This window comes from Clavibacter michiganensis, assembly GCF_002151125.1.
Lineage (GTDB): Bacteria > Actinomycetota > Actinomycetes > Actinomycetales > Microbacteriaceae > Clavibacter > Clavibacter michiganensis_C.
Window position 1 is genome coordinate 214,914 of record NZ_MDJZ01000017.1, and the last position, 14,759, is coordinate 229,672.

Annotated in this window: 13 protein-coding genes and 1 tRNA gene; 4 read left to right on the forward strand and 10 right to left on the reverse strand. The window is 73.9% G+C overall.

The genetic code is table 11. The annotated features are described in order from the left end of the window. The first annotated feature begins 163 nt into the window (after positions 1–163). Complete coding sequence (locus BFL37_RS12935; RefSeq protein ID WP_086515507.1) at positions 164–1,903, forward strand: glycoside hydrolase family 13 protein; 1,740 nt, start codon at positions 164–166, stop codon at positions 1,901–1,903. 79 nt (positions 1,904–1,982) lie between these two features. Here the strand turns inward: BFL37_RS12935 and BFL37_RS12940 are convergent, their stop codons facing one another. The 5 genes from BFL37_RS12940 to BFL37_RS12960 all read right to left on the reverse strand — a co-directional run bounded on the left by BFL37_RS12940 (position 1,983) and on the right by BFL37_RS12960 (position 6,358). Continuing rightward, a complete protein-coding gene (locus BFL37_RS12940) occupies positions 1,983–3,239 on the reverse strand; it encodes a M23 family metallopeptidase (RefSeq protein ID WP_086515508.1) in 1,257 nt (418 codons plus the stop codon). Positions 3,240–3,464: 225 nt separating this feature from the next. Then, positions 3,465–4,274 (reverse strand): inositol monophosphatase family protein, encoded by an 810-nt coding sequence (locus BFL37_RS12945; protein WP_086515509.1) that lies wholly within the window; start codon positions 4,272–4,274, stop codon positions 3,465–3,467. Between the two features lie 48 nt (positions 4,275–4,322). Further along, a complete protein-coding gene (locus tag BFL37_RS12950) occupies positions 4,323–5,063 on the reverse strand; it encodes a YoaK family protein (RefSeq protein ID WP_086515510.1) in 741 nt (246 codons plus the stop codon). 112 nt (positions 5,064–5,175) lie between these two features. Further along, a complete protein-coding gene (locus tag BFL37_RS12955) occupies positions 5,176–6,162 on the reverse strand; it encodes an aldo/keto reductase (RefSeq protein WP_086515511.1) in 987 nt (328 codons plus the stop codon). A 114-nt stretch (positions 6,163–6,276) separates the two neighbouring features. Further along, positions 6,277–6,358, reverse strand: a tRNA-Tyr gene (locus BFL37_RS12960). A 131-nt stretch (positions 6,359–6,489) separates the two neighbouring features. On the opposite strand from BFL37_RS12960, the gene BFL37_RS12965 reads away from it, so the two are divergent. Both BFL37_RS12965 and cls read left to right on the forward strand, forming a co-directional pair. After that, positions 6,490–6,978 carry a YajQ family cyclic di-GMP-binding protein gene (locus BFL37_RS12965; protein ID WP_086515728.1) on the forward strand — a complete coding sequence of 163 codons (489 nt, stop codon included), beginning with the start codon at positions 6,490–6,492 and terminating at the stop codon, positions 6,976–6,978. A gap of 80 nt (positions 6,979–7,058) precedes the next feature. Next, entirely contained in the window at positions 7,059–8,528 is a 1,470-nt protein-coding gene (gene cls, locus BFL37_RS12970; protein ID WP_086515512.1) for a cardiolipin synthase, read from the forward strand. A 20-nt stretch (positions 8,529–8,548) separates the two neighbouring features. On the opposite strand, the gene BFL37_RS12975 is transcribed toward cls, so the two are convergent. From BFL37_RS12975 to ubiE, 5 genes are all read right to left on the reverse strand, one after another. Then, complete coding sequence (locus BFL37_RS12975) at positions 8,549–9,028, reverse strand: MarR family winged helix-turn-helix transcriptional regulator (RefSeq protein ID WP_086515513.1); 480 nt, start codon at positions 9,026–9,028, stop codon at positions 8,549–8,551. 123 nt (positions 9,029–9,151) lie between these two features. After that, complete coding sequence (locus BFL37_RS12980; protein WP_086515514.1) at positions 9,152–9,835, reverse strand: prepilin peptidase; 684 nt, start codon at positions 9,833–9,835, stop codon at positions 9,152–9,154. Between the two features lie 123 nt (positions 9,836–9,958). After that, a complete protein-coding gene (locus BFL37_RS12985; RefSeq protein ID WP_086515515.1) occupies positions 9,959–11,329 on the reverse strand; it encodes an FAD-dependent oxidoreductase in 1,371 nt (456 codons plus the stop codon). 90 nt (positions 11,330–11,419) lie between these two features. Further along, the gene (locus tag BFL37_RS12990) at positions 11,420–12,493 is read right to left on the reverse strand and encodes a polyprenyl synthetase family protein (protein WP_086515516.1); all 1,074 of its coding nucleotides are present in this window, start codon (positions 12,491–12,493) and stop codon (positions 11,420–11,422) included. 33 nt (positions 12,494–12,526) lie between these two features. After that, positions 12,527–13,261, reverse strand: coding sequence for a bifunctional demethylmenaquinone methyltransferase/2-methoxy-6-polyprenyl-1,4-benzoquinol methylase UbiE (ubiE, locus tag BFL37_RS12995; RefSeq protein WP_086515517.1), 735 nt, complete (start codon positions 13,259–13,261; stop codon positions 12,527–12,529). A 159-nt stretch (positions 13,262–13,420) separates the two neighbouring features. On the opposite strand from ubiE, the gene BFL37_RS13000 reads away from it, so the two are divergent. After that, entirely contained in the window at positions 13,421–14,695 is a 1,275-nt protein-coding gene (locus BFL37_RS13000) for an isochorismate synthase (protein ID WP_086515518.1), read from the forward strand. The last annotated feature ends 64 nt before the right edge of the window (positions 14,696–14,759 follow it).

Consider the following 14,759-nt stretch of genomic DNA (forward strand, 5'->3'; position numbering starts at 1 on the left):
TCCTTCGTCCGGTGATGGGGCGGTGGCCGCCCCCTTCCCCAGCGCGCGCCGTCGCCCGGCTATTCCGCGCGCTGCCGCATCCGGGCTCGGCCCGGCGGCCCGCGGGCCCGGGCGGCCGTGCGCTGCGCGGGACCGCTCGGGGGCCGTCACCTAGGCTCGATGCATGACTTCGCCTGCTCCCACAGCCCCGACCACGGCTGCCCGGGACGACACCTCGGCCCATCCCGACAGCACCCCGCAGCACGGCACCGGATCCGAGTGGTGGCGCACCGCCGTCATCTACCAGATCTACCCGCGCTCGTTCGCCGACTCCGACGGCGACGGCATCGGCGACCTGCCCGGCATCACCGAGCGCCTGCCCGCGCTCCGCGAGCTCGGGGTCGACGCCGTGTGGCTCTCCCCCTTCTTCCTCTCGCCGCAGAACGACGCCGGCTACGACGTGGCCGACTACTGCCAGGTGGATCCGCTGTTCGGCACCCTCGACGACTTCGACCGGATGCAGCGCCGCGCGCACGAGCTCGGCCTCCGCGTGATCGTCGACATCGTCCCCAACCACACCTCCTCCGCGCACCGCTGGTTCCAGGAGGCGATCGCCTCCCCCGCCGGCAGCGAGGAGCGCGCGCGCTACATGCTCCGCGACGGGAAGGGCGCCGCCGGCGAGCTGCCCCCGAACAACTGGGAGTCGATCTTCGGCGGGCCGGCCTGGTCGCGCCTCACCGAGCCCGACGGCACGCCCGGCCAGTGGTACCTGCACCTGTTCGACTCCTCGCAGCCGGACCTCGACTGGACGAACCCGTGGGTGCGCGAGCGCTTCCGCGAGATCCTCCGCTTCTGGCTCGACCGCGGCGTCGACGGCTTCCGGGTCGACGTGGCGCACGGCATGGTCAAGGCGCCCGGCCTCCCCGACTACACGCCGCCCGAGGGCCAGGGCAGCATGGGCGGCGCCGGCGGCGTGGACGACCAGCCCGCTCCCCCGCCGCCGTACTTCGCGCAGGAGGGCGTGCACGAGATCTACCGCGAGTGGCGCGAGATCTTCGACTCCTACGAGGGCGACCGCGCGATGGTGGCCGAGGCGTGGGTCGAGCCGCTGGCGAAGCTCGCCGACTGGGTCCGCCCCGACGAGATGCACCAGGCCTTCAACTTCAGCTACCTCGAGACGCCGTGGGACGCCGCGGCGCTCCGCCGCACGATCGACGCGTCGCTCGCGACCTTCTCCTCCGTGGGCGCGCCGAGCACCTGGGTGCTCTCGAACCACGACGTGGTGCGGCACGCGAGCCGTCTCGCGCTCTCGGGCGAGAACCCGCAGGGCGTCGGAGTCGGCCCGCGGTCGACCGTGACGGTGGACGAGGAGCTCGGCCTCCGCCGCGCCCGCGCCGCCAGCGCGCTCATGCTCGCGCTGCCCGGCAGCGCGTACGTCTACCAGGGCGAGGAGCTCGGGCTGCCCGAGGACATCCGGCTGCCGGACGAGGCGCGCCAGGATCCGACCTTCCACCGCACCGCGGGCGAGCGCTACGGCCGCGACGGCTGCCGCGTGCCGATCCCGTGGGAGGCCGGGAAGCCGTCCTACGGCTTCAGCGACGGCGACGCCAGCTGGCTGCCGCAGCCCGACGACTGGGACCGGTTCGCGCGCGACACCGAGCAGGCGGATCCCTCCTCCACCCTCTCGCTCTACACGGAGGCGCTGCTGCTGCGCCGCGAGCACGGCCTCGCGCTGGGCACGCTCGAGTGGATCACCGCCCAGGGCGACGACGTGATCGCGTTCGCGAGCGCGGGCGTCACGGTGATCGCGAACCTCGGTGCCGCGTCCGTGCCGCTGCCCGAGGGGCGCGTGCTGCTCGCCAGCCGGCCGCTCGACGGCGACGCCGTGCCGTCGGACACGACCGTGTGGCTGATCCGCGACTGACCGCACGGCCGTCCTCCGGACGCGACGACGCCCCCTGGCCTTCGGGCCGGGGGGCGTCGTCGTCGGTGGAGCGGGTCGGCTAGTTCGCGTGCTCCTGGAGCCAGGCGAAGGGATCCACCGCGGTGCCGTCCGCCATGCGGATCTCGAGGTGGAGGTGCGGGCCGGTGGACGCGCCCGTGTTGCCGACCTGGCCGATCTGCTGGCCGACCTTGACCGGGTCGCCCGCCTTGACGCGCAGGGACCCCGGCAGCTGGTGGCCGTAGACGCTCGTGACGAGCTGCCCGTCGATGACGTGGTCGATGACGAGGTGCACGCCGAGGCCGGTGTCGCTGTTCACGGCCTCGCGGACGACGCCGTCGGCGATCGCCTGGATCGGCGCGCCCATGCCCGGCGCGAAGTCGACGCCCTGGTGGTTGCTCGAGCAGCCGTTGGAGCAGGGCGCGATGCGCTTGCCGAAGACGCCGCTGATGGGCACGCCCGAGGCGAAGGGCCACTGGATGGTGCCGTTGATGTCGTTCGTGAAGGCGCCCGCGCCCTTCGACGTCTGGGCCAGCATGATCTGCTGCGGCGTCGTGGCCGTGAACGCGTCGTCGGTGCCGCCGACGACCCGCGCCTCGGGGGCGGCGGAGAGCGCGATGCTCTGGCTGGGGACGGAGGTGGCCGGGGAGTCCGTGACCACGGTCGCCTGAGCCATGTCCTGGCCGGTGAGGAACGCGGAGGACGGCAGCGAGGTCGCGATGGTGACCGTCGCGACGAAGGCCATGGTGAGCAGCGTGAGCCCGCGCGACGCATTCGAGCGACGGCGGCCGGCGGCGGCCTCGGGCGCCGGGGCGGCGAGGGCGGGGCGCGTGGACGCGGGGACGCGGCGTCCGCGGATCCGGGCGTGCGGGGCGGCGGCGGGGACGCTGGCGCGCTTCGCGGGCACGTACGAGGAGCGGCGCGACTCGGGCGCGGCGGCCTGGGCGGCGCGGATGCGACGGGCGCGGGTCGCGAGCGTGACGGCCTCCGCGACGGCGGCCTGCTCGGCCACCGCGGGGAGGTGCGTGGTGGGGACAGCGGGCGCCTCGACCGCGACGTGGACGATGCGGGGAGCGGGCGCGGGCTGCGCCGTCGCGACCTGCTGCTCGGTGGGCGCGGGCTGCGCCGTCGCGACCGGGTCCGCGTGCTGCTCGACCGCGGCGTCCGCGGGAACGGCGGGCTCGGTCGCCGGCGGGGCGTCGGCCGCGGGCGCGGGTGCGGATCCGGCCTGGGCCGCCTCGGCCGCCCGGCGCTCGGCCTCGCGCCGCTCGCGTCGCGTCGGGTACACGGCCCCTGCGGTCTCGTCGGGGGTCAGCACGAGGGCCGCCGGACGGAGGGCTGGGGGGCACGCGAGGCGTGGAGGACGGACAGGATCGGAGGACTCCTAGTGCGAGGGACAGGTGCTGCGCGGTGCCGGCCGACGGCGGTCGGGGCGTGCGCGTACGACCGGTTCGTACCCGGTCGTCGTGTAACGGATCGGTAAAGGCTAACCGCCGGAAGGGATTCGCGCCACCCGGGGGATGCGCGGGAGGGCCTTCTGGGGCTATGCGCGCGGGCGCTCCAGCCGCTCCTCGAGGGCGCGCGCGAGCTCCGGATCCGCCGCGATCAGGAGCTCGGCGGAGGCGGGTCCGCCGTCGATCCCGGTCACGCGCGCGCCGGCCTCGGCCGCGATGAGGGCGCCGGCCGCGTGGTCCCACGGCTTCAGCCCGCGCTCGAAGTAGGCGTCCGTCCGGCCCGCCGCCACGTCGCAGAGATCGAGCGACGCGGCGCCGATGCGGCGGATGTCGCGCACCTCGCCGAGCAGGTCGGTGATCACGCGCCCCTGCTGCATCCGCTTCTCGGCGCCGTAGGAGAAGCCCGTGCCCACGAGCGCGAGGGACAGCGGGACGCCGGCGTTGACGGCGAGCGGACGGCCGTCGAGCGCGGATCCGCCGCCCGCCGTCGCCGTGTAGACCTCGCCGAGCGTCGGGTTCACCACGCAGCCGGCGCGGGCGGTCCAGGTGAGCGGATCCGCCTCGCCCTCGACCACCGCGATGCTCACGGCCCACGCGGGGATGCCGTAGAGGAAGTTGACGGTGCCGTCGATGGGGTCGACGACCCAGGTGAGGCCGGACGTGCCCGACGTGCCCTCGGACTCCTCGCCGAGGAAGCCGTCGTCGGGGCGCACGTCCTGCAGGGCACGGCGGATGAGGTCCTCGGTCTCGCGGTCCGTGTGCGTGACGATGTCCTCGGGGCTCGACTTCGAGGCGGCGACCTCGACGCCCTCGCGGCGGCGGCGGAGCGCGAGCTCCCCGGCGCGGGTGGCGATGTCGCGGGCGATGGTCAGGAGCGCGGTGTCACCGGGGGTCGTCATGCGTCCAGCCTGCCAGAGGGGCCGCGGCGGCCGGGCGGGATCCCGGGGTCAGGCCGGCGACGCCGCGGCGCGCTCGTCGGAGGTCGGTGCGGCGGCCTCGCGGAGGCGCTTCCGCTCGATCCGACGGGCGTTCCAGAGCAGGACGACGCCGAGCACCATGAGGCCGCCGGCCGCGAGCAGCGCCCAGGCGCCGCCGACGTGCGTCGTGATGAGCGCCGCGACCAGCGCGCCGAGCCCCATGCAGACGATCGCGCCGATGCGACGGGCCCAGGCGGCGCCGGTCCCGCCCGCGACGCGGCTGTCCGACGACAGGTTCACCATCGTCATGGTGACGACCACGGTCGAGAGGTCGCGCAGCCCGATGCTCTTGACGGCGGCCGCCTGCGCGCCCAGCAGCAGCGCGAGGAAGCCCGTGATGGCGATCATGATCCCGGTGTCGAGCGTCCCGACCGCGAGCCAGACGACGGCGAGCGCGAGGGTGAGCAGGGTGCCGGTGACGAGGATCCAGACGGAGGAGCGCGGCAGGTGCACGTCGGTGGGCGCGCGCCGGGTGATGCGCGACGCGATCACGGCGCCCAGCATGAAGGCCACGAGCGCCACGATGTTGTTGAGCACGGGGATGTCGGCGACGCCCACCAGCCCGAAGCCGATGAAGAGGACGTTGCCGGTCATGTTGCCGGTGAAGACGCGGTCGAGCGCCAGGTAGCTGACGCCGTCGATGGCGCCCGTCGCGGTGGTCATCACGAGCAGGGCGGCGATGTAGGAGCCCTCGGGCCAGGGACGGGACACGGGCGGATCTCCTCGGGGCTCGGGCGGCGGTCGCCCCAGGATACGGGCGGCCGCGCGCGGCGGATCCTCGCGGCCGTCGTCGACCGTCAGCCGGCGGGACGCGCCGCGCGGCTCAGGCGCTCGCCTCGCGCGTGGCGCGCGCGGCGGCCGACGCGAGCCGGGACACCTCGTCGTCGTCGAGCACGAGCCGCGCGGCGGGCATCAGCTGCCGGATCTGCCGGGCCGTCCGCGCGCCGACCAGCGCGCTCGCGATCCCGGGCCGCCCGAGCACCCACGCGATGGCGACCTCGGCGACCGTGACGCCGCGCATCCGCGCGACCTCCTCCGCGGCCCGCACGGTGGCGTGACCGGCGGGCGACATGTACTGCTCCGCGTCGAGCGCGCGGGCCGACGGCACCGCGGGCGCGCCCGGCAGGTACTTGCCCGTGAGGAAGCCCTTGGCGAGCACGCTGTGCGCGACGAGGCCGACGCCCTCCTGCCGGACGACCGCCTGCAGCCGCCCCTCCGTGCGCTCGCGCGCCAGCAGGCTGTACTCCTCCTGCACCACGCCCACCGGGACCGCCCCGGATCCGTGGGCCAGCGCCAGCGCCTGCTCCAGCCGGTCGGGCGAGAAGCCCGAGACGCCCACGAGCCGCGCCTTGCCCTCCTTCACGAGGTCGGACAGCGCGGCGACCGTCTCCTCGAGCGGGGTGCGGGTGTCGTCGAGGTGGGCGTGCACCACGTCGACGCGGTCCGTCCCGAGGCGGCGGAGCGACGCGTCGACCCCGCGGCGGATGGAGTCGGCCGACGTGCCGGGCGCGTCCCGGCTCTTGCCGACCTTGGTGCCGACCACGACGTCGTCGCGGCAGCCGCGCGCGGCCAGCCAGCCGCCGATGATCGCCTCCGACTCGCCGCCCGCGTGGCCGGGCACCCACTGCGAGTAGGAGGACGCGGTGTCGACGAACGTGCCGCCCTCCTCGCGGTAGGCGTCGAGGATCGCCCATGCCTCGTCGCGGTCGGCGGTCCAGCCGAAGCCGCTCGTGCCGAGGCCGAGGGTCGAGACGACGACGCCGGACGTGCCGAGGGCGCGCGTGCGTGGGCCGGGGGCGGCGGGGAACATCGGTGGTGGATCCAGGTCGTCGGGCGCGCGGGCGACTCTGCCGGCGCGGGCGGGCCCCGACGGATGCGGCGGGGCAGACGAACGGCCCCGTGCGAGCGGGGCCGTTCCGTGCGGTGGCGAGTGAGGGATTCGAACCCCCGAAGGCTGAGCCGTCTGATTTACAGTCAGATCCCTTTGGCCGCTAGGGTAACTCGCCATGCGCACCCGACCTGTGTGATCACGGACCGGAGACGCTCGTCGATGATAGCGGTCGCCGCCCCGCGAACCGAAATCGCCCGGCCGCCGCCCCCGTGGGCCCCGCGGCGCGCGTCCCTTAACATGGTCGGCATGGCAGATTCCTCGTTCGACGTCGTCAGCAAGGTCGACCGCATGGAGGCGGACAACGCCGTCCACCAGACCCAGAAGGAGGTGGAGCAGCGCTACGACTTCAAGAACGTGGGCGCCTCCATCGAGTGGAGCGGCGACACCATCCTCATGAAGGCGTCCAGCGAGGAGCGCGTGAAGGCGATCCTCGACGTGCTGCAGACCAAGATGATCAAGCGCGGCATCGGCCTCAAGAGCCTCGAGGAGGGCGAGCCGTTCGCCTCCGGCAAGGAGTACCGGATCGAGGTCACCCTCAAGCAGGGCATCGACCAGGCCAACGCGAAGAAGCTCGGCAAGATCATCCGCGACGAGGGCCCGAAGAGCATCAAGAGCCGCGTCGAGGGCGACGAGCTCCGCGTCTCGAGCAAGAGCCGCGACGACCTGCAGCAGACCATCGCGCTGCTCAAGGGCGCCGACGTCGACCTCGACCTGCAGTTCGTCAACTTCCGCTGATCCGCGGGGGCTCCGGGCGCGTGTCCGTCGAGCCCCCCCCGCCCCGTCGGCCGCGGGACGCCCCGGATAGACTCCGGCTGATGGAAGCCTCGATGACCACCCTCGTCCTCGCGGGGATCGCGGTCGTCATCGACTTCATCGTGCGCGTGGTGGCCCTGCTGGTCATCCCCCGCAACCGCCGGCCGTCGACCGCCATGGCGTGGCTGATGGCGATCTTCTTCCTGCCGTACCTCGGCATCTTCCTGTTCCTCCTCATCGGCTCGACCCGGCTGCCGAAGCGGCGCCGCGAGAAGCAGCAGGAGATCAACCGGTTCATCATCGAGTCGACCGAGGGCATCGAGCGCGTCACGCGCGAGCACTCGTGGCCGAGCTGGCTCGACTCGGTCGTGGAGCTCAACCGCACGCTGGGATCCATGCCGCTCGTGGGCGGCAACCGGGCGAAGCTCTACAGCCACTACGACGAGTCCATCGCCGCGATGACCGCGGAGGTGGAGAAGGCGACGCGCTACGTGCACGTCGAGTTCTACATCCTCGCGTGGGACGTCACGAGCGCCCCCTTCTTCGACGCGCTGGAGCGCGCGGTGCAACGCGGCGTCACCGTGCGCGTGCTGCTCGACCACATCGCCTCGCTGCGCGCGCCCGGCTACAAGCGGACGACGCGGAAGCTCACGGCCATCGGCGCGGACTGGCACCTCATGCTCCCCGTGCAGCCGCTCCGCGGGCGCTACCAGCGGCCGGACCTCCGCAACCACCGCAAGGTGCTCGTGGTCGACGGGCGCGTGGGCTTCATGGGATCCCAGAACATGGTGCACCGCAGCTACAACAAGGTCGTCAACCGCAAGCGCGGCCTCAAGTGGCAGGACCTCATGACCCGCCTCGAGGGCCCCATCGTGAGCGGCCTCAACGCGATCTTCATCACCGACTGGTACGCGGAGACCGACCAGCTGCTCGTGCGCGAGACCGAGCCCATCGAGATCGCCGCCTCCGACGTCGACGAGGAGCTCGACTGCCAGGTCGTGCCCTCCGGCCCCGGGTTCCCGGGCGAGAACAACCTGCGGCTGTTCAACGCGCTGCTCTACTACGCGCAGGAGCGGATCGTCATCACGTCGCCGTACTTCGTGCCCGACGACTCGATGCGGTACGCCATCACCACGGCCGTGCAGCGCGGGCTGTCGGTGGAGCTGTTCGTGAGCGAGATCGGGGACCAGCCCGTGGTCTACCACGCGCAGCGCTCGTACTACGAGGAGCTGCTGAAGGCCGGCGTGCGGATCTGGATGTACCGGGCCCCGTACATCCTGCACAGCAAGCACTTCACGATCGACGACGACGTGGCCGTCATCGGGTCGAGCAACATGGACATGCGCTCGTTCAGCCTCAACATGGAGGTGTCGCTCATGGTGCGCGGCCCCGGCTTCGTGCGCGAGATGCGCCGGATCGAGGACGGCTACCGGCAGCGCAGCCGCGAGCTGACGCTCGACGAGTGGAGCCGACGCACCCGCACCAGCACGGTGCTCGACAACCTGGCGCGCCTCACCTCGGGCGTGCAGTAGGCGCGAGCCCGCGGAGCGGATCAGTCGCGGTCGGGCGCCTCGTCAGCGTGCTCGGCGGCCCGCTCCTGCGCGGTGGCGCGGTCGAGCACGTCCTGCAGGAGGTCGCGGAGGGCCGAGTCGCCCGTCTCCTCGCCCGCGATGTCGCGGCGGACCTGGTCGCCGACCCGCCAGATCACGGGGAGCATCTCGCGCCCGGTGTCCGTGAGGCCGACCGAGAGCCGACGCTCGTCCGTTGTGTCGCGGAAGCGCGTGACGTAGCCGAAGACCTCGAGGCGCTTGAGCAGCGGCGAGAGCGTGCCCGGGGTGAGGTGCAGCTTCTCGGCGAGGTCGACGACCGCCTGCGGCTCCTCCTCGTCGAGCGCGAGCAGCACGAGGTACTGCGGATGCGTCAGGTTGAGCGGCTGCAGCAGCGGCCGGTAGAGCGAGACCACCGCTCGCGAGGCGGCGGCCAGGAGCACGCCCGTCTCGTCCTGCAGCAGTGTGAGCGATCTCTGTGCCATGTCTCTCTCCTCTGGCTCGTCAGTACGTCGATGCCGGGGTCTTGGACACTTCCTCCACCGTACGCCTGTCGGGGCGAGGGGGACCGCGCGTACAGGCAACCATCGGCCGGGGTCGTCGCACGCTCATGCGAGCGTACGGGGAGCGGACACCACGACGAGCGCGCCCAGCACGAGCCACGGGCCGAACGGGACCGCGGTCGACGCGTGGGCGCGGCTGGCGACGAGCAGCGCCGTGGCCGCCACGCCGCCGAGCAGCGTGCCCGCGGCGAGTCCCAGCGCGACCTGCGCGGCACCGAGCTGGCCGAGCGCGAGGCCGACGACGCCGGCGAGCTTCACGTCGCCCGCGCCGAGGCCGCCGCCCGTCGCGGCCCGGAGGAGCGCCAGCAGGAGGAACGCGCCCGCGCCGCACGCCGCGGCCTGGACGAGGAGACCGGATCCGCCGTCGACCAGCGCGAGCGCGGCCGCCGCCACCGCCGCGGGGCCGGTGGCCCGGTCCGGCAGGCGGTGCGCGGCGAGGTCGGCCAGGACGAGCACCGGGCCGACCGCGACGACCAGGAGCGCCACGGGGATCCGCGCGGGCGGCGTCTCGGCGACGACGGTGGCCGCGAGGATGCCCGTGACGAGGGCGGCGACGACCGCGGCGGCGCGGCCGAGGCCGGGGAGCGGATCCAGCGGGCGGGCGTCGAGGCCGTCGGGGCGGCGGCCTCCCGCGAGGGCGACGCGGGCGAGGGCCGGGGAGGCGGCGCCGACGGCGGCACCGGCGAGCCCGGTCGCGACGAGGAGGACGGGCGAGGCGTCGGGGATCACGCGGCGACCCTAGAGGGAGCGGCCCGGCCGCGAGGGGACCCGGCGCGCGGCTGGGGACGGACGACGGACGGGCGACCGCGGGAGGACCGCGGACGCCCGTCGGCGTCGATCAGGGGATGCGGATCACACGGACTGGCGTGTGCGCGACGCCTCGAGCATCTCGTCGCGCTCGACCACCTTGATGCGGGCGCGGCCGTGCGGCTCGCCCAGCGCGATCTCGTGCTCGTCGAGCGCGTGCCACCCGGCGAGGTCGGTGTACTCGATGCCGCGCTCGGTGAGGAGGTCGACGATCGCCTGCTCCTCGGGCGCCCCGGGGGTCCACCAGTCGCCCTGGTCGTTGAGCACGTGCGAGACGGTCTCCATGGCGTCGGACTTGGTGTGCCCGATGAGGCCGATGGGGCCGCGCTTGATCCAGCCCGTGGCGTAGACGCCGGGGATGCGTGCGTTGTCCATGTCGAGGACCTGGCCCTCGTGGTTCGGGATGACGCCGCGGCGCTCGTCGAACGGGATCCCGTCGACGGGCGAGCCGAAGTAGCCGACCGCGCGGTAGATCGCCTGCACGGGCACGTCGCGGAACTCGCCCGTGCCCTCGACGCCTCCGAGGCCGTCGGGGCGCGTGCGCTCGATGCGCAGGCCCGCGACGCGCGGCTCGGCGTCGTCGGACGCGAGCACCTCGGCGGGGCGGGAGTAGAAGTGCAGGTGCAGGCGGCGGGACGCGGTGCCGGCCGCGCGCGTGCGCCACTTCTCCAGCACGCGGCTGATGACCATGACCTGCTTGTTGGTCTTCGCGGCCTCCTCGGCGGCGGGATCCACGCCGAAGTCCTCGTCGTAGACGACCACGTCGACGTCGGGCACCTCGCCGAGCTCGCGCAGCTCGAGCGGCGTGAACTTCACCTGCGCGGGTCCGCGGCGGCCGAAGACGTGCACGTCGGTGACGGGCGAGCGCTTGAGGCCCGTGTAGACGTTGTCCGGGATCTCGGTGGGCAGCAGGTCGTCGGCGTGCTTGGACAGCATGCGCGCCACGTCGAGCGCCACGTTGCCGTTGCCGATGACGGCGACCTCGCGCGCGTCGAGCGGCCAGTCGCGCGGGAAGTCGGGGTGGCCGTCGAACCAGTTGACGAAGTCGGCCGCGCCGTAGGAGCCCGGCAGGTCGATGCCGGGGATGTCGAGCTCGGCGTCGCGGATCGCGCCCGTGGAGAAGATGACCGCGTTGTAGTGCTCCTGCAGGTCCTCCAGCGTGATGTCGCGGCCGTAGTCGACGTTGCCGAAGATGCGGATGTCGCCGCGGTCGAGCACGTCGCGCAGCGCGTTGACGATGCCCTTGATGCGCGGGTGGTCGGGCGCGACGCCGTAGCGGACGAGGCCGTACGGCGCGGGGAGGCGCTCGAACAGGTCGATGGAGACGTCGAACTGCTTCTCGGCCTTCAGGATGATGTCGGCCGCGTAGATGCCCGCGGGCCCTGCGCCCACGATGGCCAGCCTGAGCTTGGTCACTGGTGTCTCCGGTTCGTCGTCGTCCCCGTGCCGGCCGTCGGGGGCGTGGTGGTGCGGATCCCCGCGAGAGCCGGCGGGGACGAGCGTCAGCTAGCGCGTGCGCTCGACGATGGTGTCGGCGAAGCGCGTGAGCGCCTTCTTGACCGGGCCCTCGGGGAGCGGGGCGAGCGCCTCGACCGCCTCGGCGGCCCAGCGGTGCGCCTCCGCGATGGTGCGGGCCGTGACCTCGTGGTCGCGGAGCTCGGCGATGGCCGCCGTGAGGTCGGCCTCGGACTCGGGCGTCTCCTCGTGCTCGACGTCGCGCTGGATGCGGGCGAGCAGCGTCGCCGCGTCCTGGTCCGTGGCCGCGAGGCGGGTCAGGTAGAGCAGCGGGAGCGTGGAGACGCCGGCGCGGAGGTCGGTGCCGGCGAGCTTGCCGGTCTCCTCGGGCTGGTCGGCGAGGTCGAGCACGTCGTCCACGAGCTGGAAGGCCACGCCCGTGCGCTCGCCGAACGCCAGCACGGCCGACTCGAGCTCGGGATCCGCGCCGGAGTAGATGACGCCCATCTGCGCCGCGCAGGCGATGAGGGAGCCGGTCTTGTCGGCGAGGACGTCGAGGTAGTGCTCGATGGGGTCCTGGTCCTCGCGCGGGCCGATGGTCTCGTGCAGCTGGCCGAGGACGAGGCGCTCGAACGTGGCGGCCTGCAGCCGGATGGCGCGGGGGCCGAGGTCGGCGACGATCTTGCTGGCGCGGGCGAAGAGGAGGTCGCCCGCGAGGATCGCGATGGAGTTGCCCCAGACGGCCTGCGCGCTCGGGACGCCGCGGCGCATGTCCGCCTCGTCCATGACGTCGTCGTGATACAGCGAGGCGAGGTGCGTGATCTCGATGGCGACGGCCGCGTCGACCACCTGCTGCGTGTTGCCCTCGCCGAGCTGGGCGATGAGGAGCGCGAGCATCGGGCGCACGCGCTTGCCGCCCGCGTCGAGCAGGTAGCGGGTGGTGACGTCGGCCACGTCGTCGGCGAAGCGCACCTCGCGGAGGAGCTGCTCCTCGACGAGCGCGAGCCCGTCGTCGATGCTGCGCGCCATCCGGCGGTCGCCCGAGGACGAGAAGAGGCGCTCGGTGATGCTGGCGTGGGAGGCGACGGAGGTGCCGCGGCGGGCGAGCGGGATGCTCGGACTCATGTTCGGCGTCCTTGTCTGTGGGTTCACGCGCGGTCAGGACGCGGCGGGACGGGGAGCGGCGTGACGGCCGGCCGGCTTGACGCCGCGGTGCAGCGCCACGATCCCCGCAGTGAGGTTACGGTGCTCGACCGACGCGAATCCAGCCTCGCGGAGCCACGACGACAGCGTCTCCTGGTCGGGCCAGGCCTGGATCGACTCGTTGAGGTACTCGTACGCGCTGGCGTTGGAGCTCACGAGCTTCACGAGCGACGGCGCGACGGCCTTCATGTAGAGGTCGTAGCCGCGGCGGACCAGCGGGACGGGCGGCGTGCTGAACTCGCAGATGACGATGCGGCCGCCGGGCTTGAGCACGCGGAGCAGCTCGTCGAGGCCCTTCCGGGGCTCCACCACGTTGCGGAGGCCGAAGGAGATGGTGACGGCGTCGAAGGAGTCGTCGTCGAAGGGGAGGTCGGTGGCGTCGGCGTGCACGAACTCGATGCGCGGGTTCCCGGCGTGACGGCGGCGGCCGACCTCGAGCATGCCCTCGGAGAAGTCGGCGGCGACCACGTGGGCGCCGGATGCGGCGAGCGCCGCGCTCGAGGTGCCCGTGCCGGCGGCGAGGTCGAGGATCCGCTCCCCGGCGACGGGGGCGACGGCCCGCGTGGTCGCGACGCGCCACAGCTGGTCGTTGCCTACCGAGAGGAGGGTGTTCGTGCGGTCGTAGGCGCTCGAGACCTCGTCGAACATGGCCGACACCTGGCCGGGCTTCTTGCTGAGGTCTGCTCGCATCACGCGGTCAGTCTATTCGGGCGCGCTGGGCACGCGGTGGGCGGCGGCCGGATGCCCAGGGGCCGATCAGAGGACGGGGGCGGCGGGCGCCGGGCTGGGGCACCGGGGGCCGTCGCGGGCCCCGGGGAGGCCCGGATCCCCGGCGGTAGGCTGGCATCCGTGACCGCATCCCGCGTCCGAGCGCTGCTCGTCGACACCACCCCCGTCGACTCCATCGCCCGGCTCGTCCCCCTCCTCGACGCCCGGCACCCGCTCCTGTGGCTGCGGCACGGATCCGGGATGGGCGGCATCGGCGAGGCCCTCCGGCTGGAGTTCCGCGGGCCCGACCGCGTGCGCGACGCCGCCGCCGCGTGGCGCGAGGTGGCCGCGGCCGCGACCGTGACGGACCCGCTCGGGATCCCCGGCACCGGCCTCATCGCGTTCGGCGCCTTCGCGTTCGCGGACGACTCGGAGGCCGCGAGCGTCCTCGTGGTGCCGCGCGTCGTCGTCGGGCGGCGCGACGGGGTGTCGTGGGTGACGCGGATCCGGCTGGCCGACCAGGAGGCCGGCGACGTCGCCTCCCCGCTCGACGCTCTTGCGGCGGGCTCCGTCCCCGTGCCCGAGCGCTCCGGCGCCGAGTACCGCCTGCACCTGCGCCCCGGATCCATGGGCCCCGACGACTACGAGGCCGCCGTCGCGCGCGCCGTCGCCGCGATCGACGCCGGCGACCTGCAGAAGGTCGTGCTGGCGCGCGACCTCATCGGCCGGCTCCCCCTCGGCGGCGACCTGCGCCTCGCCCTCAGCCGCTTCGCGCTGGGCTACCCCGACTGCTGGACCTACGCGGTCGACGGCCTGATCGGCGCGAGCCCCGAGACGCTCGTGCGCGTCGGCGGCGGCACCGTCGGCGCGCGCGTGCTCGCCGGCACCGTGTCGCGCGGCACCGACGCGCGGGCCGACGCGGCGGCGGCCGCCGGCCTCGCCGCGAGCCCCAAGGACAACGAGGAGCACGCGTTCGCGCGCGACAGCGTGCTGGACGCCCTCCGCCCGCACAGCCGCGACCTGTCGACGACCGACGCGCCCTTCACCCTCAAGCTGCCGAACCTGTGGCACCTGGCGAGCGACGTCACGGGCACGCTCGGCGACGGATCCTCCTCGCTCGACCTCGTGGGCGCGCTGCACCCGACGGCCGCGGTCGCCGGGCACCCGACGGCCGCCGCCCTGTCGCTCATCGCCGAGCTGGAGCCCGCCGACCGCGGGCGCTACGCCGGCCCGGTCGGCTGGGTCGCGGCCGACGGCGACGGCGAGTGGGCGATCGCGCTGCGGGGCGCCCAGGTGGATCCGTCCGGCGCCATCGTCGCGCACGCGGGCGCCGGCATCGTCGCGGGGTCCGACCCGGAGCGCGAGCGCGCCGAGACGGCCATGAAGTTCCGGCCCGTGGTGGAGGCGCTCGGCTAGGTCCGGAAGACGAGGATCACTCCCTCGTCGGACGCGTGCCCGCGCGCCGGCGTGCTCGACTCGG

Coding starts and splice junctions, on each gene's coding strand:
- BFL37_RS12935 (WP_086515507.1), top strand. CDS start 164: ATGACTTCGCCTGCTCCCACAGCCCCGACCACGGCTGCCCGGGACGAC.
- BFL37_RS12945 (WP_086515509.1), bottom strand. CDS start 4,274: ATGACGACCCCCGGTGACACCGCGCTCCTGACCATCGCCCGCGACATC.
- BFL37_RS12955 (WP_086515511.1), bottom strand. CDS start 6,162: ATGTTCCCCGCCGCCCCCGGCCCACGCACGCGCGCCCTCGGCACGTCC.
- BFL37_RS12965 (WP_086515728.1), top strand. CDS start 6,490: ATGGCAGATTCCTCGTTCGACGTCGTCAGCAAGGTCGACCGCATGGAG.
- cls (WP_086515512.1), top strand. CDS start 7,059: ATGGAAGCCTCGATGACCACCCTCGTCCTCGCGGGGATCGCGGTCGTC.
- BFL37_RS12975 (WP_086515513.1), bottom strand. CDS start 9,028: ATGGCACAGAGATCGCTCACACTGCTGCAGGACGAGACGGGCGTGCTC.
- BFL37_RS12990 (WP_086515516.1), bottom strand. CDS start 12,493: ATGAGTCCGAGCATCCCGCTCGCCCGCCGCGGCACCTCCGTCGCCTCC.
- ubiE (WP_086515517.1), bottom strand. CDS start 13,261: ATGCGAGCAGACCTCAGCAAGAAGCCCGGCCAGGTGTCGGCCATGTTC.